Annotated in this window: 13 protein-coding genes; 5 read left to right on the top strand and 8 right to left on the bottom strand. The window is 65.0% G+C overall.

What is annotated here, in order from left to right; translation table 11 throughout:
* Window positions 1-614: 614 nt before the first annotated feature.
* From JHD67_RS18360 to JHD67_RS18340, 5 genes are all read right to left on the bottom strand, one after another.
* Window positions 615-1,664 (bottom strand): hypothetical protein, encoded by a 1,050-nt coding sequence (locus JHD67_RS18360; RefSeq protein WP_199100641.1) that lies wholly within the window; start codon window positions 1,662-1,664, stop codon window positions 615-617.
* A 478-nt stretch (window positions 1,665-2,142) separates the two neighbouring features.
* Entirely contained in the window at window positions 2,143-4,011 is a 1,869-nt protein-coding gene (locus JHD67_RS18355) for a sulfotransferase family protein (protein WP_199100640.1), read from the bottom strand.
* A gap of 106 nt (window positions 4,012-4,117) precedes the next feature.
* On the bottom strand, window positions 4,118-7,033 hold the full coding sequence (locus JHD67_RS18350) for a TonB-dependent receptor (RefSeq protein WP_199100639.1): 2,916 nt from the start codon (window positions 7,031-7,033) through the stop codon (window positions 4,118-4,120).
* A gap of 166 nt (window positions 7,034-7,199) precedes the next feature.
* The gene (gene dinB, locus JHD67_RS18345; protein WP_343214394.1) at window positions 7,200-8,303 is read right to left on the bottom strand and encodes a DNA polymerase IV; all 1,104 of its coding nucleotides are present in this window, start codon (window positions 8,301-8,303) and stop codon (window positions 7,200-7,202) included.
* A 71-nt stretch (window positions 8,304-8,374) separates the two neighbouring features.
* Window positions 8,375-9,694, bottom strand: coding sequence for a flavohemoglobin expression-modulating QEGLA motif protein (locus tag JHD67_RS18340; protein WP_199100638.1), 1,320 nt, complete (start codon window positions 9,692-9,694; stop codon window positions 8,375-8,377).
* Window positions 9,695-9,910: 216 nt separating this feature from the next.
* Between JHD67_RS18340 and JHD67_RS18335 the strand changes: the two genes are divergently transcribed.
* On the top strand, window positions 9,911-11,242 hold the full coding sequence (locus JHD67_RS18335; protein ID WP_199100637.1) for an amino acid permease: 1,332 nt from the start codon (window positions 9,911-9,913) through the stop codon (window positions 11,240-11,242).
* 88 nt (window positions 11,243-11,330) lie between these two features.
* Window positions 11,331-13,538, top strand: coding sequence for a beta-agarase (locus JHD67_RS18330; protein WP_199100636.1), 2,208 nt, complete (start codon window positions 11,331-11,333; stop codon window positions 13,536-13,538).
* Between the two features lie 48 nt (window positions 13,539-13,586).
* On the opposite strand, the gene JHD67_RS18325 is transcribed toward JHD67_RS18330, so the two are convergent.
* The 3 genes from JHD67_RS18325 to JHD67_RS18315 form a co-directional block, all read right to left on the bottom strand.
* On the bottom strand, window positions 13,587-14,000 hold the full coding sequence (locus JHD67_RS18325) for a hypothetical protein (protein ID WP_199100635.1): 414 nt from the start codon (window positions 13,998-14,000) through the stop codon (window positions 13,587-13,589).
* A 13-nt stretch (window positions 14,001-14,013) separates the two neighbouring features.
* On the bottom strand, window positions 14,014-14,490 hold the full coding sequence (locus JHD67_RS18320) for a DUF962 domain-containing protein (protein ID WP_199100634.1): 477 nt from the start codon (window positions 14,488-14,490) through the stop codon (window positions 14,014-14,016).
* Window positions 14,491-14,701: 211 nt separating this feature from the next.
* Window positions 14,702-15,598, bottom strand: coding sequence for a phosphoribosylaminoimidazolesuccinocarboxamide synthase (locus JHD67_RS18315; protein WP_199100633.1), 897 nt, complete (start codon window positions 15,596-15,598; stop codon window positions 14,702-14,704).
* 237 nt (window positions 15,599-15,835) lie between these two features.
* Here JHD67_RS18315 and JHD67_RS18310 point away from each other — a divergent pair, with 237 nt between their 5' ends.
* The 3 genes from JHD67_RS18310 to rpe form a co-directional block, all read left to right on the top strand.
* The gene (locus JHD67_RS18310; RefSeq protein ID WP_199100642.1) at window positions 15,836-16,150 is read left to right on the top strand and encodes a c-type cytochrome; all 315 of its coding nucleotides are present in this window, start codon (window positions 15,836-15,838) and stop codon (window positions 16,148-16,150) included.
* On the top strand, window positions 16,147-16,956 hold the full coding sequence (gene djlA / locus JHD67_RS18305; RefSeq protein WP_199100632.1) for a co-chaperone DjlA: 810 nt from the start codon (window positions 16,147-16,149) through the stop codon (window positions 16,954-16,956). The genes JHD67_RS18310 and djlA overlap by 4 nt, the downstream gene beginning before the upstream one ends.
* Before the next feature lie 77 nt (window positions 16,957-17,033).
* A partial coding sequence (rpe, locus tag JHD67_RS18300) for a ribulose-phosphate 3-epimerase (RefSeq protein WP_199100631.1) occupies window positions 17,034-17,711 on the top strand: 678 nt, incomplete at its 3' end.

The following is a 17,711-nucleotide window of genomic DNA, read 5'->3' as shown; positions in this document are numbered from 1 at the left end:
TCCAGGGCCAGTTGGAAGGGCTGCGAGAGGCCTTCGGTGAGGGTAAAGCGGACGACATCGAGGGCCGGTCCGTGGGCCGGGTGAAAGGTGAAACGCAGATCGGATGGGCGCGCCATCGGCGGTCCCTCAGTGGCGGGCAGGAACGCATAACGATGAGGCCAGTGGGCCGCGTGGCCCATCCGTAAAAGGCCGCGCGCGCTGTCAGCGTTGGCCGAACCGTACGCCTGCGCATGCCGATACGGCGATGGACCGTCAACGCTGCTGCATCTACCCGTGCCGGTAGCTGCAGGACGACCCGCGGCCGCAACCGCTCCGTGGGACAAGCTGCACGGCGGATCGGCATGGCGGCGCGTGTTGGCGCGTTGGGCGCGCAAGGCCCGTCGATGAGGGCAATGATGCGCGGGTGTTCGCGCGCGCCGTGGGCGCCAAGGCGTTGTATGGGTGAGTGCTGGAGGTGCGTCTTGCGAGGATAGCGGCGGATACGCTGCGTTTGTCTTGTGCTCGCGTAATGATGAGCACGGACTTGGCGGCCAAGCCCCTCGACTCATAAAGAAAGCGCCGAGGGGCTAGCCCCCGGCGCTCTCAGATACCACGGTTTATAACGAGGTTATCGATCAGTTCGATTCGGTGAACCTGATCGACGGCGTGGAACCACCCGAGGCGGTGCAGCTGCCCAGGTTGAGGTTGTTGCTCTCGCCGGTGCTGCCAGAGTTGGCCACGCACGACGGGGCGGCAGTGGAGCCATTGTTGACGGCTACGTTGACGGTGATGGAAGAGCCGCTGTTGAACTGGGCTTCCGAACCGCCGGCATTGCCGACCACGTTGAACTCCGACACGTTCCACACCTGGGCCAGGTACAGCACGCTGTCCTTGCCGCTGGAGCTGTAGGCCGTGGTGCCGTTGGTGAACACCACCGTGTCATTGCCACCCGAGCTCACCGTGCCGGTGAGCTTGACGTTGCCCAGCTGCGTGGCCGGTACGTCCGGGGCGGTGGCAGCGGCGCTGTTCTTGTAGCAATCGCCCGCGCCATCGCTGCCGAAGCCGCTCGGGCAGCGCGTGCCGCCGTAGCCGATCAGCCAGTACTGCATGAACACGGCGGCCTCGCCCTGCACGCTGTAGTCAGGCGCATAGACGAACTGCTGCCACACGGTGCAGCCGGAGTGGCCCTTGCAGGCGGAGGTGGTGGAGTCGAAGCTGGAGTTGATCTGCAGCGAGTACTCATTGGCGCCCAGGATGCCGCCGCCGCCGTAGGAGGCCACGCCCACGCCGGTTTCCGACGTCACGCCCGTGACCACCGGGAAGGTACCAACGGTCTGCGTGATGAGGCTGGACGACTGCAGCGTGTAGTCGTTGCCGTTGCCGGCATTCTGGGCGGCGCCCAGCTTGCGCCAGCGCGGCACGGGGGCGACACGCGGAATGGCCTCCTTGCACGCGGTCTGGTGCCAGACGGTGCTGGGATAGTTGGCCTGGAAGCAACCTTCCGACGGGGTGGGCGTGCGCGCGATGTCGTGGCGCCAGTTCTCGTGCGCCTGCGCTTCCATCGGGCTGACGTATTGGGTGGATGCCTGCGCGGTAGCGTCGGCAGACGGTGCGGCATACGCGGCGGTGACACAGGTGGCAGCCACAAAGCTGCTTGCCAACACAAGCTTCAGTCTTGCGAGCATGAAATTCTCCCTGGTACGCAAATAGTCATAAGTAGTGGCGATGCCAGAGCACCTGGCATCGGTGAAATACAGCAATGACTCACCCTTACGCCGGCAACGAAAGCGTTGCAGCGGTATGCATGGATTTGCATGTCCTCCGTCCCCAGCGCGGAGCAAACTAATGGAAGCGCGCACTCAGAAAGTGAGTACTGGGTCACATGTAATAGTTGCTCTTGAATTTGTTTTGTAAGGCATTTGTAGCCTGTTTAGTGATCGAAAAAACATGCGTTGCGCCTGCTCAAGAAAACACGCTGCAGTTGCCTGTAGGCGCGGTTATAAAGCGCATTGATGCATAACGGGATCGCTGTCTCACGATGCGATGGTGAATGGCTTTCCACGCAAGCTCTTCACGTAAAAAGGCACGAACGTCGGTGAGGCGTGCGTGTCGTGAAGATGACGCTCACTTATGTGAAGCGATGCGGCGAGCGCGGTGCCGCGCTCAGGCGTCGTAGCCCAGCCGTTGCATCATCGGTCGCAGTATCGGCAGCACTGGTTCGAAATACTCGCGATAGGCATGCCAGCGGTTAACCGCTTTGCGATGGATGCCCTGGGTGACCTGGGCGTAGCTGGGGGTGCTGATGTAACCCTTGGCGCGTGCATGCTCGGCAAAACGTGCCATGGGGGTAGCGTCCTCCACTTCGAGGAAGTGCCCAAGGCGTGCGACATGATCGTCAAAGCGCGTCACCACCGATTCGTAGCGCCACTCCAGCACACGCGGGGCAAACACATCGACATGATGGAACCAGTGTTCGAAGGCTTGCACGTAGCCCTTGGCCAGCCGCTCCAGCGACGAGCACAACACCATGAAGGCGGGTGAACGAAATGGCTGCATGAAGCAGCTGAGCAGTACATCGCAGGGGTGTCGCAGGCACAGGATGATGCGTGCCTCGGGGAACAGTCGCGCGATCATCGGCAGGCACAACATGTTCAGCGGGTTCTTGTCGACCAGTCGATGCGTGCCAAGATCGGGTATCACGTTGCGCACCATGTTTCCGTACAGGGCGCGCAGTTGGTCCGTGTCCCCTTGGTTCAGTTGGGCAAGGTCGTCCGGATAGTGCTGCCCGGCCAGGGTCATGCGCTCGGTAAGCTCATGCATGAAAGCGCGCTCATCCATCGAGCGAAAATCGGGGTGGGCGTCGATCATCTGCTCCAGCAAGGTAGTGCCGGAGCGCGGAAAGCCCACCACGAAAACCGGGCTTCGCTCGCTGCATGGCGCCACCAGTGGCGGCCAGCCATCGTGTTGGAGGCGGCTGACACGATGCTGGCTCATGGCGAGCGGTGTGCTGCCGTCGGCGGTGAGTTCGGGGACGATGCCTCGTGCGATCTCCCATTGCGCGGCATGGGCTTGTGATGCGGCCTGCCAGGCCTCTTGCGGAAGGTTGCGCTTGTCCAGGCTGCTGGCCAGGCCGAATGCGGCGTTGGCACCCATGTCATGGGTTGGCGTGGCAGCGATGACGCGTCGATAGAGTTCGGTGGCCTGCACATGCTCGCCTTTTCGGGCGGCAACGGCCGCGTGGGCCAGCCAGCCTTCGCAGCGCAGGCGCTGCTGGTCCTCGGGAAGCGATTCCAGCCGCTCGGGCGATACCAGGGCCAGCGCGTCGCTGGCACGCTCGATCTGATTGCTGCGCTCGTACAACGCCGCGCGTAGCGCCTGCCGGCGAAGCTGCCCGGTCTCGGCGTCCGCGCCATCGGGAAGCACCGCTTGCTCCAGGACGCGCAGCGCCGCTGCCTGTTCCCCTTGCGAGGACAGCAGGGTGGCGAGGATCAGCGCCTGCTCCAGCGGCTGTGGTGGCCACTGCGCCGCACCGGCCAACATGGCCTCTTCGCCCGGGTTGTCGCCGCAGATGTGGCAGGCATGCGCGGCCTGCAAGCGTGCTTCGACAAAATCCGGTGCCTGCTCGATCACGCCCAGCAGCGTGTGGCGAGCCTCCAGCCAGCGTTGCTGGTGCGCATAGAGCAGCCCAAGGTTGTACTGCACCTGGGTGTCGTGTGGCGCGAGTGTCGCCGCCTGACTCAAGGCTCGCTCGGCGAGGTCGAGTTCGTTGGCTTCCCGCGCCACGATACCGAGGTTGTTCCAATACTCGAAAGTTGCCGGGCTACGCCGCACCAACTGGCGAAAGGTAGCCAGGGCTTCGGTGATTCGCTGGGTGGCGTGTTGTGCGGCGCCAAGCAGGAGCAGCGTGGTTTCGTCCGCCGTATCGGGCGCGAGGACTGCGCCCAGCGCAAGCACGCGCTCCATGTCGCCCGCATGGAAGGCATCGAGCATATGCGAGGCGCGCTCGCCCGCGGAGAGCTGGGTGTCCGTCATGCTGACAGCGTGTTCGAAAATCGCGGCGCTTCCAAGTCCCCAAGCGAAAAAAACCTCCCCTGCGCGAGCAGGGGAGGTTGGTGACAAGCCCTGTGCGTGGTGGTGCTTAGAACTTCACCGTGGCGCGGGCCCAGAAGTAGCGACCCAGCACGTCGTACGTCGACGTGTCCACGTTGTAGTTCGAGCCGTTCTGGTACGCGAGCGGCGGCACGCGGCCGGTGAGGTTGTCGATACCAAGATCGAAGCGGGTGTGGATCTTGGCCCATTCGTAGCCACCCTGGATGGAGTGGTACGTAATGGCACCCATCGAGGCATTGGCGCCGGTAATGGCGTCTGCGTTGAGGTTGGTCAGGCGATGGATATAGCGCGACTGCCACTGCGCGCTCCACGGACCGAGCGCCCAATTCAAGGTGAACGTGCCGCGCCAGCGAGCGATGTTGCCGAACTGCAGGCTGTAGGTGCCGGCGTAGTTGATGGACTCCGAGCCCGGCTGGCCTGGTGCGGCATTGTTCTTGTACGTTGAGTTGTACGTGGTGTTCAAGCCGGCCTTGAAGGTACCCGGGTCCACGTCACCCACGTTGAAGTGGGGGATGGCGTAGTTCAAGGTGAAGTCGATGCCGCTGGTGCTGAGGTTGCCCAGGTTCACCACAGGCGTGTTGATGTAGTTGACCGCACCGGCGATCTGGCTGGTCTGGCCGTAGCGATTGATGAAGCTGCAGAACGGGCTGTTGTTGTTGTTGAAGCAGGCATTCGCCACGGTCTGGGCGGTGATCGGCGTCAGCGTGTCGCTGAGGTAGATGTGCCAGAAGTCCAGCGAGGTGGACACGCCCGTCAGCCATTCCGGCGAATACACCAGGCCGATATCGATCGACTTGCCTTGCTCGGGCTTGAGCGTGCTGCCCGCCGGCACCGCGCCGGAATAGTAAGCCGTGACCTGGCCGAGCGGATTGCCGCCCCAATTGACCGGAACGTTCTGGCAAGCCGCGGAATGCTGCGCGAGCTGAGCGGCGGTAAGGCCGACGCAGGGGTCGTTCAAGGTCGGACCGGCTACCGTGCGCCCGTCATACAGTTCATCCAGGTTGGGGGCGCGAAACACCTGCGAGGCCGTGCCGCGCACCAGCAGGTCGGCGATGGGGCGCCACTCGATGGCGATCTTGCCGTTGGTGGTGGTGCCCGAGGTGCTGTAGTTGGAGGTACGCACGCCCAGGTCCACGTTCAGGGCATAGGCAAACGGCTGCTCGGACAACACCGGGATCAGCGTTTCCGCGTACAGCTCCTTGACGTTGATGCTGCCGCCACCGGGCGAGCCGCACGCTTCGGACAGCACGGTACAGGTGTTGGTGGTCGGGTCGAGGATCGCATCGCTGGTCACGTTGTAGTTCATCGTGTTCTTGCGATACAGCGCACCGACCGACAGCTGCATGGCGCCGGCCGGCAGATCCCACAGCTCACCGGAGGCATTGGCCTGGGCCTGCTTCATGGTGTTGGTCATGGTGTAGACGGGCGCGTCCACACCCTTGGCGAGCAGTGCGGTGACCGCCGGGTCCGCCTGGTTGAAGATGTTGGCGCCTGCATCGATGGCCGCCTGGAAGGCCGGTACGTTGACCTCGTTGTAGTTGGTCTGCACGCGGCGGGAATGGCCGTAGTCGATGCTGGCATCCCAAATCCAGGTGGTCTGTTGCCCGAAGTTGCCGCGCAGGCCCGTGTTGATCTGCTCGTTGTCGGTGGTGAACGTGTGCAGGCGCGTACCGAGACCGGTAAGGCGCGTGCTGAACGGGTAACCGCTGTTGGGGTCACCATTGATCTGGTTCTGGCTGAAGGTCACGCCGAACGGGTTGTTCGGATTGCTCGCCAGCACCTGCCAGCCATCACCCACGCCGGTCGGTGCCGGTGCATCCTGGCCGCTGGAGTTGGTGTGGTTGTAGAACACGTCGCCGAAGAAGGTGACGTAGTCGTTGAACTTGTAGTTGCCGAGTACGAACAGGTTGGTACGTTCCTGCTGCGTCTGGATGTAGTTATAGGCGTTGTAGTTGAACGCATCGGCGGCGCCGAGGTAGCAACGGTAGTCGCTCAGGCTGCTGCCGTTGCCGCTGGCGAGCGTGACGTAGGTGCTGGTGGTGCCGGCGCGGGGCGCGCAGCCGGGTGACTTGGACACCGGCACCAACAGGCGGCCGGTGGGGATGGAACCCGAGCCCGATGGCGTGACCACGCCGCTGGACAGGTACAACTGGTGCGAGGAGAAGCCGCGACGCGGGGCGAGCACCGGGTTGTACTTGTTGTAGTCGATACCGGCCACGATGTTGCCGTCATCGCCACTGGCGCCGATGGTGAACTGTCCGCCGTGACGCTGGCCATCGCCGTGGCTGGAAATGCCGTCGTTGACGCTCAGTTCCGCGCCCTTGTAATCCTTGCGCAGGATGAAGTTGACCACGCCGCCGATAGCATCGGAGCCGTAGACGGTGGAGGCGCCCTCGGCCAGCACGTCCACGCGCTCGATCATGTTCTGCGGAATCATGTTGAGGTCGGCGTTGGCCAGGCGCTGGCCATCGACGAGCACGAGCGTGCGGTTCACACCCAGGCCGCGCAGCGACACGCGAGCCGCGCCGTCGCCGCCTTCCAGCGTGGGGCTCGCGCCGCCGCCGCCGTTGCTGTTGTTCTGGGTGTTGGTGGCATTGCCCGAGATGCTGGGCAGTGCCTGCAGCACATTGCCGAGCGTGGGGCTGCCGTTGTTGGTGATGGCCGAACGATCCAGCGTCACCACGGGGCTGGCCGTTTCCGCGTCCACGCGCCGAATCAGCGAGCCGGTTACCGATACCGCGGTCAGCGTCTTGGCGTTGGACTGCTTGGGTTGCTCGGTGTTGCCTTGGGCCTGGGTGCTCTGGCTCTGCGGCCCGTGAGCTTGTGGTGTCGAGGCATCCGTTCCGCTTGCGTCCTGGGCTTGTGCGATGGCGGCCGAAGAAACGAGACCGACCGAGAGTGCGAGCCGTACCGCTATTGATAGGCGATTATAGTTGGACTGCATGGTGTCTCCCCGAATTGGTAGGCAAAGGAACCCCGCTATAGGCGCCTAGACGTCCATAGTTGTGTTCTTGCGATTGGGTTCCCCACGGCCACTCTTTCAGGAAATGAAGGTCGAGTAAAGGGCCATTTAACAAATCTGTCGGCGCGGCTTGGCCGAAAATTTGGTTTCAATTGAAAGCACTTAGCTCGAACAGATCGCGTTGGGCGCTGTAGCTGTCCGCATCCACGAAGCCGGCCAGGCCCACGCCGACCAAGCGATAGCGGGTGTCCGGCGGGCGATCTACACGCTGGCGCAGGCTGCAGGCGAGCTCGGCCAACTCCGCCGCCGAGGCGGGGCGCACCGACGGTGTGAGGCTGCGGGTGAGCGTATGAAAGTCCGAGGTCTTCAGCTTGAGCACCACCGTGCGCGCGATTCGCGCATGGTCCCCGCTGGCTTCACGCTGATGCGCGGCCCAGGTTTTTTCAGCGAGGCGCTGAATGTGCGGGGCAAGTTCCTGCAAGGTCAGGTCGTGTGCAAAGGTGTCTTCGGCCGACACCTGCAAGGTGGGGCGGTCGGGCTGCACCGCGTGCTCGTCGATACCCAGCGAGAGCTCATGCAGGCGTCGCCCCCAGCGGCCAAAGCCCTGTTCCAGCGCCTGTTCGCCGTGTCTGCGCAGGTCGCCCACGGTGGTGATGCCTTGCTCGGCAAGGCGCGCTTCCATCACCTTGCCTACGCCGGGCAGGCGCCCGACCGCGAGTGGTTCCAGAAACTCGAGCACCTGGTGGGGGCGGATGACGAACAGGCCATCGGGCTTGCGCCAGTCCGAGGCGATCTTGGCCAGGAATTTGTTGGGCGCCACGCCGGCGGAAGCGGTGAGCTGGGTTTCTTCGCGAATGGCGGCACGAATCGCCTCGGCCGTCGCTGTCGCCGAAGGCAGGCCGGTGTGCGTCACGGTGACATCGAGGTAAGCCTCGTCCAGCGAAAGCGGTTCGATCAATTCGGTGTGGCGGGCGAAGATCTCGCGCACCTGTCGCGATACGGCCTTGTAGCGGCCGAAATCCGGCGGCACGAAAACCGCCTGCGGGCATAGCCGTTCCGCGCGCACGGCCGGCATGGCGGAGCGCACGCCGAATTTTCTCGCCTCGTAGCTGGCGGCGCATACCACCGAGCGCGCGCCGCGCCATGCCACCACCACCGGCTTGCCGCGCAAGGAGGGATCGTCGCGCTGTTCCACCGATGCGTAGAACGCATCCATGTCCACGTGGATGATCTTGCGGGAGGCAACAGTCACGGCGGGCGTTGGGTGGGGCAGGGTTCGCACAGTCAAGCACGAACCTGGCCCCGGTGGCAGTCCCTTGCGTGCTATTGCCAGGAGGTTTGCAACGTCTCGTCCACCAGCTCGTTCTCGTAGGCCACGAAGTTATCCAGGTTCAGCGTATCGAGGCGAAAGCGCTGCGCCGCGGTGAAAAACGCCATCAACGAAAGCACGCGCTGTGGGTTGCGCGCCCACGGGGGCACGTAGACGGCGCGCTGGATCAGGCCGCTCTGCAAATAGGGCGAAAGCGTGATGACATCGGTGGTGGTGACGCGGCCGGCGAACAGCAGCGGCAGCATTTCCACCTGGCCGGCTTGCAGTACCTTGCGGATGAAGACGTAGACGATCATCACGCCTTCGAGGTATGCGCTGTCCTTGGTGAAGCAGATGCGTCCACGCACATCGCCACCGCGGAAGATGCGCGAAGCGCTGCGATAGCTTTCCACCGCGCTCTGCCCGGCATCGAGAAAGCCGCGGAATACTTCGATGAAATCAGCGCCGTCCAGTGCGCGCTTCACCATCAGTACGCGCAAGGCCACGCGCCGCAGTCGGGCCAGATCGATGGCGCCGGTGATGATCTCCGAGAAGGTGGCCAGCCCTTCCTGCGTGCGGGTGGTGCGTGGCGCGCCCAGTCCCAGCGACTTCAGATAGGGTTGATGCTTGCCATTGAGCAGGGTCGCGGTATGCACGAAGGCTTCATGTTCGGTGAGCTGCTCCAGGTCCAGCTCGGAAAACATGGCCGTGGCGCGCAGATTGATGCTACGGCTGCCGGCTGTGGCCTTGGAGGGCAGGGACGGGTCCAGTACCACTTCCACACGATCCTGGTTGAAAAAGTTGCCGAGTCGCTCGCGCAGTCGCTCAGCGAACACCTCGGCGGGAATATCGGCTGGCACCGGCGGGATGGCATCGCGGCTCACCAGGTCGTCCGTGATGTTGATGACGTCCTGTGCGGCATCCACCGCGCTGTAGACCTGGCTCGGATGCACGGCGTCCGGGCGCCCGTACAGGGCGGTGGAGCAGCGGGTGAATGTTTCGGTGCCGACGTTCATCAGCATCTGTGCGGCCGTGAGGTAACTCCAGGCGGTCTTGAACAGCCAGTCGCCAATGGGGTGGCCTCGGTCCAGGCGGGCCATGATGGCCTTGAGTGCATCCATTTCTCCGCTGAGATCAGGGTGGCGGCGCGGTGGTTCAGGCAACTGCGGATTGCCGCGTTCGTATCCGGCGAGAAATGTGGCCTCTAATTCCACCGGCCAGTCGATGGCCTTCAATACCTTGATCTTGCGTGCCACTTTGACCAGGGCGCTATCGCATTCGAGTAGAGGAGCGAGTGCCCGGTCGAGCTCGGGCGCGCTTGCGACGGTACTCATAACGCCTCCTTGATGGGCCGGTGAGAGGTGCGGCCGGCGTGCAGTGCCGGGGCGTGTACTGTGCCCCCACGGTCCGTGATTCGTCCGCGAAGAACGAGCATGGCTGTCAGAAAATGCTCCGCCAAAGCCCGATATTGCAGACGCATGTCGAACTGGATGGCGTTCTCGCGCTATGGTCCGTCTTTCGTACCCGTTACGTAGGATCCGTGCCGCCCCATGTCTGCCGAGACCTCCACCACCTACCTGCGCCGTCTGGGCACCTGGGACGCTGCCGCCATCGTGATTGGCGGCGTGATCGGCGCCGGCATCTTCCGCAGCGCCTCCACCGTGGCCGAGCGCACGTCATCGGGCGCGCAGCTGCTGACGCTGTGGACCATCGGCGGCCTGCTCACGCTGGCGGGCGTGCTCTGTTATGCCGAGCTGGGTGCGCGGCGGCCGCAAGCGGGCGGCGTCTACATCTATCTGCGCGAGGCCTTTGGCCAGCTGCCGGCCTTTCTGTTCGGCTGGACCATGGCGTTGATCAATTACCCGGGCAGCGTGGCGGCCGTGGCGACCACGTTCGCCGATTACTTCTGCACCGCGCTGGGCTTGCCGCCCGCGCTGTGGGTGAAGCCGATAGCCGCAGGCGCCATCGCGCTGATCGTGGCGGTGAATTTCTTCGGCATCCGTGCCGGCTCGCGCATGCTCAACCTGTTCACCGTGCTCAAGCTTTCGGCCATCGTGCTGATCGTGGTGGCGGGCGTGGTGCTGGCGCACGGACAGTTCGGCAGCGTGCTGGCCACCGACGTGGCGCATCCGGTGGCGCAGGGCGCGTTCCTGGGCGCGCTGCTGCCGGTGTTGTTCACCTACGGCGGCTTTCATTACCTCAATGACCTGGCGGGCGAGGTACGCGATCCGCAGAAGACCTTGCCGCGCGCGCTCGGCCTGGGCCTGACCGGCGTGGTGGTGTGCTACGTATTGGTGAACTTCGCCTATTTGGCGGGCCTGGGTCACGCGGGCCTGGCGGCCAGCCAGGCGCCCGCGGCGGACCTGATGCGTCGCCTGTTCGGCGACAGCGGCGCTACCGTGATCGCGGTAGGTATTGCCTGCTCCACGTTCGGCTATTGCAGCATCGCCATCGCGGGTGGCGCCCGCGTGCTGCAGACCATGGGGGCGGACGGCATGCTGTTCCGCGCCGTGGGTCGCATCGATGCGCGCTCGCATGCGCCGCGCGTGGCGCTGGCTGTGCTGGGCGGCTGGGCCATCGTGCTGGTGATTTCCGGCAGCTTCGGCCAATTGGTGGACTACACCACGGTAGGCGAGTGGTTGTCGCATGCCTTCGGCATCGCCACACTGTTCTGGTATCGCCGCCGTTTTCGTAACGAGCCCTCGCCGTACCGCGTGCCGCTGTATCCCGTGCTGCCCTTGCTGTTCGTGTTGGTGGTGCTGGGTGTGATCGTGGCTACCGCCATTCATTCGCCCGGCGACGCGGGCATGAGCCTGGTGCTGATCGCGGTGGGCGTGCCGGTGTATTACGCGTGGCGAGCGTGGCAGCGGCGCTCGGCATGAATTTGCGCCGCGCCTTTGGCGAGGCGCATCAAGGCAAGCTTCAGACGAGACAGGCATACTCCCGCCATTCCCATTCGTTGAGCCGCCGATGAACCGGATCGCTCCTCTTGCGCTGTCCTGCCTGTTGGCCCTTGCGGGCTGCCACAAGGCGAGCGATACCGACCAGGCGGACCTCAGCCGCGTGAACGCGGCTCCGGCCGCCTTGCCCGTGGCTGCCAGCCAGCACACCACGGTGCCGAGCATCGACACCCATCTCGACCAGGTCGAACGCGATGGCGCGCCGGTGACGGTAGGCGGCATGTCCTTGCAGCGCTACGCATTCCAGCCGTCGCCGCAGCCCCAGTTGGTGGTGTCGTTGAGCCAGGGAGAGTGGGATTGGTCCAAGGAGGGCTCCCTCCATGTGGACATGCAGAATGCGATGCCGTGGGCGGTCACGCTGACGGTGGATATCGACGGTGCCGACAAGGATCAGCACCTGCACGCCGTGGTGCCCGTGCCGGCCGGCCCGCCGCAAACCCTGGTCGTGCCTCTGCAGGCCACTTCGCCGCGTGCGATGGGCATGCAGGCCGGTCCACCGATGCCCTATACCGTGGGCGGCAAGCGCGTGCTGCTGGCGACCACGGTGGAGGGCTCCATCGATCTGGCACACGTCAAGGCCGTGCGCCTGGGCGTGCCGGCGCCGACGGCAGCCCAGTCGCTGCTGTTCGGCAAGCTGGATACCTCGCGCGGCGACCATGACCTGCGCGATGCCTACACCGGCATCGTCGATGCCTGGGGCCAGTACACGCGGGGGCAGTGGCCGGGCAAAGTGGATTCGGACGATGCCCTGCGCGGCGGTCGTCATAAGTTCAAGGCTGGCGCCGCTCAGGCGACCGCCACGGCGGTGCCGGTCGATCGCAAGGGTTTCGATCGCTATGGCGGTCGCACCGACGTTCCGGCTTTCAAGCCCAGCGGCTGGTTCCACACCGAGCGCCGCGATGGCCGCTGGCAGCTGGTGACGCCGGAAGGCCACGCCTTCTTCTCGCTGGGCGTGAACGTGGTCGATGACGACGGTGGTCGCACCTACATCGAAGGCCGCGAGTACATGTTCAAGGACCTGCCGCCCAACAGCGGGCGCTGGGCGCCGTTCTATGGCAGCGATGCCAAGCCGGCCGGTGAGCAGTCCGCCTCCCACGGTTTGGCCTTTCACCATGGCCGATGGTTCGACTACTACTCCGCCAACCTGTTCCTGGCCGATGGCCGCCATTGGCGTCAGGCTTGGCGCTCGCGCACGGCCGACCGCCTGCAGGACTGGGGGTTCAACACGCTGGGCAACTGGAGTGACGACGCGCTTACCCAGATGCATCGCTTCGCATACACCCGTTCGATCAATATCGCCGGCGTGTTCGGGAATGTCTCCAGCGGCTTCGATTACTGGGGCCGCATGCCTGATCCGTTCGACCCGCGTTTCGCCCAGGCGGCCGAGGCGGCGGTGGTGCAGGCCACCAAGGATGTGCGCGACGACCCGTGGCTGCTGGGCTACTTCGCCGATAACGAGCTGGCTTGGGCCGGACAGGGGCCACAAGGACGTTGGGGTTTGGCGCAGGGCACCTTGCGTGGCGAGGCGCGCAGTGCGGCCAAGCAGGCGTTCATCGCCCAGCTCAAGAGCAAGTACGGCACGCCGGCCAAGCTGGCCGCGGCCTGGGGTATCCGCCTGGATGCGTGGGACGCGCTGGACGCCACCAACTTTGCGGCGCCCACGCCCGACGACGCGCATCCGGCCATTGCCGACGATTACAGTGCATGGCTGCGCAGCTATGCCGACCAGTATTTCCGCACGGTGGTGCAAGCCATCCGCAAACACGATGCGCACCATTTGTTCCTCGGTGGGCGCTTTGCGGTGAGCACGCCCGAGGCGCTGGCCTCGTGTGCGCAGTACTGCGATGTGGTGAGCTTCAACGCTTACGCCGATGTGCCCGAGCATGGCTTCGACGTGGCCGCGCTCGCCAAGTTGGACAAGCCGTCGATGATTACCGAATTCCACTTCGGTTCCGATGACCGCGGTCCGTTCGGCAAGGGCCAGGTGCCGGTGTGGACCGAGCAGCAGCGCGGGGAAGCCTATGCGCGCTATATCGCGGCGGCGGTGAGCAACCCCAATATCGTGGGCGCGCACTGGTTCCAGTACGTGGACCAGCCGGTGACCGGGCGCCTGCTGGATGGCGAGAACGCGCACATCGGTCTGGTGGCGATCACCGATCGACCGTTCACCAACTTCGTGGAAGCGGTACGCGCGGCGAATCGCAAGACGGGTTATTGAGCGGGACGGAGCGACTGCAGGGCCCGTTCCGTTTCGCCACGGGGTGGGTTATCCGCCGATCAGGCTGGTCGTCACGCCAAAGCTCACGGCCATGATCACGGCTACCGCCAGGCAGGCACTGGTGGGGCGGATGCGTCGCGCGTCGATGCGGGGAATCAGGCGCCACAACACCAGCGCGCCGATCAGCATGTCCACCACCAGGGCGCCGCGCAGCAGCGATGAGCTCAGCAGCGGCCCGTAAGGCGGTCGCGTGTGGCCTTCGTGCAAGGCCACGGCGGCCACCAGCAGCAGGCCGACCATGGTCCATACCAGGCAGGCGAGATAGGTGCGGTTGAATACCACCGGGCAGTGCTCGCTCCAGCGCAGCACCGTCCAGGCGATCAGGGCGAAGAAGAGCGCGCCGATGCTGCTGTAGAGCACCCACCAAAGCAGGGCGCTGACGAGGGTGAGCAAGGTGGTCATAGGTCGACGCAGGTCAAATGCCGAAGCGGCGCAGTAACTTGTCCATCAACCATGCCGGACCCACCAGCAGGTAGGCCAGGTCGGTGAGAAAGCTGGGGCGGCGCCCTTCGATGGCGTGGCCGATGAACTGGCCGATCCACGCCAACACGAACACGCCGAGCGCGGTGAAGCACAGGTGCGCGGGGCCGAGCTGGCGATAGGCCCATTCGGTGAGCACGCACATCAGCACCAGCGCCACCAGCAGGGCGGCGCCCAAGCGGTGCGAGTGCTTCCAGTACCACGCAAAGGCCAACACCAGGGCGGCCACCGCCCACAGGCCGGGCCGGCCGATCATCGATGGCACCGGGATGGTCCACATCAGCGCGATCACGCACCACAGGATCAGTGGTACGCAGATCCAGTGAAGCAGTCGATTGGTCGCGTTCTGGTGGTCGGCGCTGTAACTATCGAGCCAGGGGCGGATACCGTCGGCCGTATCGGAAGTCTGCATCAGTGCGCACCGCTCTTGGCGAAGAGGTTGAGTACCAAGGCGCCCGCCGCGATCAGGCCCATGCCGAGCATGGCGGGCGCATCCAGTTTCTGCTGATAGACCACCGCGCCGATCGGTGCGACCGGCGCGGTGTCTGCGCCTGACCATATCGCATCGGCGAGACCAGCGGGGGGTAGGCCAGGGCGTTGGCCCCGGCGGCCTTGCCGGCGGATCAGTCCAGCGTGATGCCGGCCAGCCGCTGCAGCGCTTCGGCGTACTTGGCGGTGGTGGCTGCAATCACGTCACCGGGCACATGCGGGCCCGGGGCCTGCTTGTTCCAGTCCAGCGTTTCCAGGTAATCGCGTACGAACTGCTTGTCGTAGCTGGGCGGGCTGATGCCTACCTGGTACGAATCGGCCGGCCAGAAGCGCGAGGAGTCGGGCGTGAGCATCTCGTCCATCACGTAGAGCGTGCCGTTCTCATCGGTACCGAACTCGAGCTTGGTGTCGGCGATGATGATGCCGCGCTCGGCGGCGTAAGCCGCTGCCCACTTGTAGATGGTCAAGGTGGCCTCGCGTACCTGTTCGGCCAGGTCAGGGCCGACCGCGGCCACCACGGCATCGAAGCTTACGTTTTCATCGTGATCGCCCACGGCGGCCTTGGTCGATGGCGTGAAGATCGGTTCGGGCAGTTGCTCGGCCTGGCGCAGGCCCGCCGGCAGCTTGATGCCGCACAGCGAACCGGTGGCCTGGTAGTCCTTCCAGCCCGAGCCGATGATGTAGCCACGCGCGATGGCTTCCACCGGCACCGGCTTGAGGCGGCGGGTGACCACGGCGCGCTTCTCGTACTGCTTGAGGTCGGTGCCGGCGGGCAGCACGTCGCTCAGCGGGGTATGCAGCAGGTGGTTGGGCACCAGGTGCGCGGTCTTGCCGAACCAGTAGTTGGACATCTGCGTGAGCATCTCGCCCTTGCCGGGAATCGGATCGGGCAGCACCACGTCGAAGGCGGACAGGCGATCGCTGGCCACGATCAGCAGGCGGTTGTCCGACAGCGCGTAGACATCGCGCACCTTGCCACGATGGATCAGCTCAAGGCCCGGCAGGTTCGATTGCAGCAGGGTGGTGGGCACGTTCGTTCGCTCCTGGAAGGACGGCCTGGCGCGCCAGGTCGGTAAGGCGGTATGACGACCCGGGCGGGCCGGCGATCAAGACGGCAATTGTAGCGGCTGGCAAAGGCCCGCGAGATGCGACGTCATGGACCGGGCCGGCGCCGGCGTCCGGGGCTGCTAGAATCGGCGCTTTTTGAGCCCGGGCTCGTTGCCATGCTTCAGCCGCCACGCACCGCCCCATCGCATTTCCGCTTGCGGATGGCGTTTGCGCTTGCCGCGCTGCCGCTGCTGGCACTGGCGCTGCCGGCTGGTGCCGCCGCGCCGCCGCGCCCCGCGCGCCTGGGCTTGTGCGCGGCCTGCCACGGCGAGACGGGCGTCGCGCAGATTCCCGGCGCCCCCCATCTGGCCGGCCAGAAACTGGACTACCTGCGCGAAGCCCTCAAGCAATATCGCGATGGGCGTCGCAACGTACCGCTGATGCGCGCGGCCATTGGCCCAATGAGCGACGCGGATCTCGATGAACTGGCGCGCTGGTACAGCGCGCAGATGCCGCCACCACAAGGCAACCCATGACCTTTACCTGGACTCTCTGGCTCGCCCTGTTCGGACTCATTTTTGGTCACGGCCTGCCCGGTGCCGTGGTGGGCGGCATCACCGGTTTCATCATCGATAGCCTGCGGCAGGGGCAGCGTCGTCGCGTCACGCCGCCGTCGGGCGGTTACGTCAGCCCGCTATTTGCCCTGTTGGGCGCGGTAGCCAAATCCGATGGCCGCGTTTCCGAGGCGGAAATCGCCGTGGCCGAGCGGGTGATGCAGCGCATGGGGCTGGAGAACGGCCAGCGCAAGTTGGCCATCACCGCCTTCAACGCCGGCAAGCAGCCGGAGTTCAACGTGACACCGGCGATCGAAGAGCTGCGCCGCTGGGTGGGCCTGCGCCGCGATCACGCCTTCCCCGTGCTCGACGTGGTGATCGAAACCGTGTTGGCCGAGGGCAACCCGCCGCCGGAGAAGATGGCCATCCTGCGCCAGCTGGCCTTCGCCCTGCGTGTGAGCGATATGGAGCTGATGGCGCTGATGGCGATGAAGGGCTACGCCTGGAACGCTTCGGCGGGTGGTTCGCGCGGGCATGGCGGCTATGGCAACGGCGGTTACGTGCCGCCCCAGCGCAACACGCAGGGGCCCGATCCGTACACCGTGCTGGGTATTTCGCGCAGTGTGGACGACCGGGCGGTGAAGCGCGCTTATCGCAAGCTGATTTCCGAACATCACCCCGATCGCCTGGGCGACTTGCCTGAAGCCATGCGCAAGCAGGCCGAATCGCGTGCCAGCGAGATCAATGCCGCCTATGAGCGGATCAAGGCCGAGCGCGGCTTCAAATAAACCTGGCGACCACGGCATGCAGCGCATGCTGGGCGCCTCCCAACCGTTTCGCCTTCAGGTTTCCAGGACCCACCCGCATGAGCAAGCAAGCCAACGTCATCGCACCGTCCATCCTTTCCGCCGACTTCGCCCGGTTGGGCGAGGACACCGCCAAGGCGCTGGCCGCCGGCGCGGACTGGGTGCATTTCGACGTGATGGACAACCATTACGTGCCCAACCTCACCATGGGCCCCATGGTGCTCAAGGCGCTGCGCGACTACGGCGTCACCGCGCCCATCGATGTGCACCTGATGGTCAAGCCAGTCGATCGCATCGTGCCGGACTTCGCCAAGGCCGGTGCCACCCTCATCAGCTTCCACCCCGAGGCGAGCGAGCACGTGGACCGCACCATTGGCCTGATCAAGGATTCCGGCTGCCTGGCCGGTCTGGTGTTCAACCCAGCCACCCCGTTGAGCTGGCTGGACTACGTGATGGACAAGCTGGACCTGGTATTGCTGATGTCGGTGAACCCGGGCTTCGGCGGCCAGAAGTTCATTCCCTCCGCGCTGGACAAGCTGCGCGAAGCGCGCCGCCGCATCGACGAGAGCGGACGCCCTATTCGCCTGGAAATCGACGGTGGTGTCACCGCGGCCAATATCGGTGAGATCGCCGCTGCGGGTGCCGATACCTTCGTGGCCGGTTCGGCCATCTTCAATGCGCCCGACTACAAGAGCGTGATCGACGCCATGCGCCAGAACCTGGCGGCGGTCGGCGGT

It is taken from the genome of Dyella sp. ASV21 (assembly GCF_016428975.1).
Lineage (GTDB): Bacteria > Pseudomonadota > Gammaproteobacteria > Xanthomonadales > Rhodanobacteraceae > Dyella.
This window is presented reverse-complemented; position numbering and strand designations above follow the sequence as displayed.

Excerpts from the sequence above, each read along its gene's own strand:
- JHD67_RS18330 (WP_199100636.1), top strand. The coding sequence starts at position 11,331 with ATGAACCGGATCGCTCCTCTTGCGCTGTCCTGCCTGTTGGCCCTTGCG.
- JHD67_RS18350 (WP_199100639.1), bottom strand. The coding sequence starts at position 7,033 with ATGCAGTCCAACTATAATCGCCTATCAATAGCGGTACGGCTCGCACTC.
- JHD67_RS18340 (WP_199100638.1), bottom strand. The coding sequence starts at position 9,694 with ATGAGTACCGTCGCAAGCGCGCCCGAGCTCGACCGGGCACTCGCTCCT.
- JHD67_RS18320 (WP_199100634.1), bottom strand. The coding sequence starts at position 14,490 with ATGCAGACTTCCGATACGGCCGACGGTATCCGCCCCTGGCTCGATAGT.
- JHD67_RS18360 (WP_199100641.1), bottom strand. The coding sequence starts at position 1,664 with ATGCTCGCAAGACTGAAGCTTGTGTTGGCAAGCAGCTTTGTGGCTGCC.
- JHD67_RS18310 (WP_199100642.1), top strand. The coding sequence starts at position 15,836 with ATGGCGTTTGCGCTTGCCGCGCTGCCGCTGCTGGCACTGGCGCTGCCG.
- djlA (WP_199100632.1), top strand. The coding sequence starts at position 16,147 with ATGACCTTTACCTGGACTCTCTGGCTCGCCCTGTTCGGACTCATTTTT.
- JHD67_RS18325 (WP_199100635.1), bottom strand. The coding sequence starts at position 14,000 with ATGACCACCTTGCTCACCCTCGTCAGCGCCCTGCTTTGGTGGGTGCTC.
- JHD67_RS18335 (WP_199100637.1), top strand. The coding sequence starts at position 9,911 with ATGTCTGCCGAGACCTCCACCACCTACCTGCGCCGTCTGGGCACCTGG.
- JHD67_RS18355 (WP_199100640.1), bottom strand. The coding sequence starts at position 4,011 with ATGACGGACACCCAGCTCTCCGCGGGCGAGCGCGCCTCGCATATGCTC.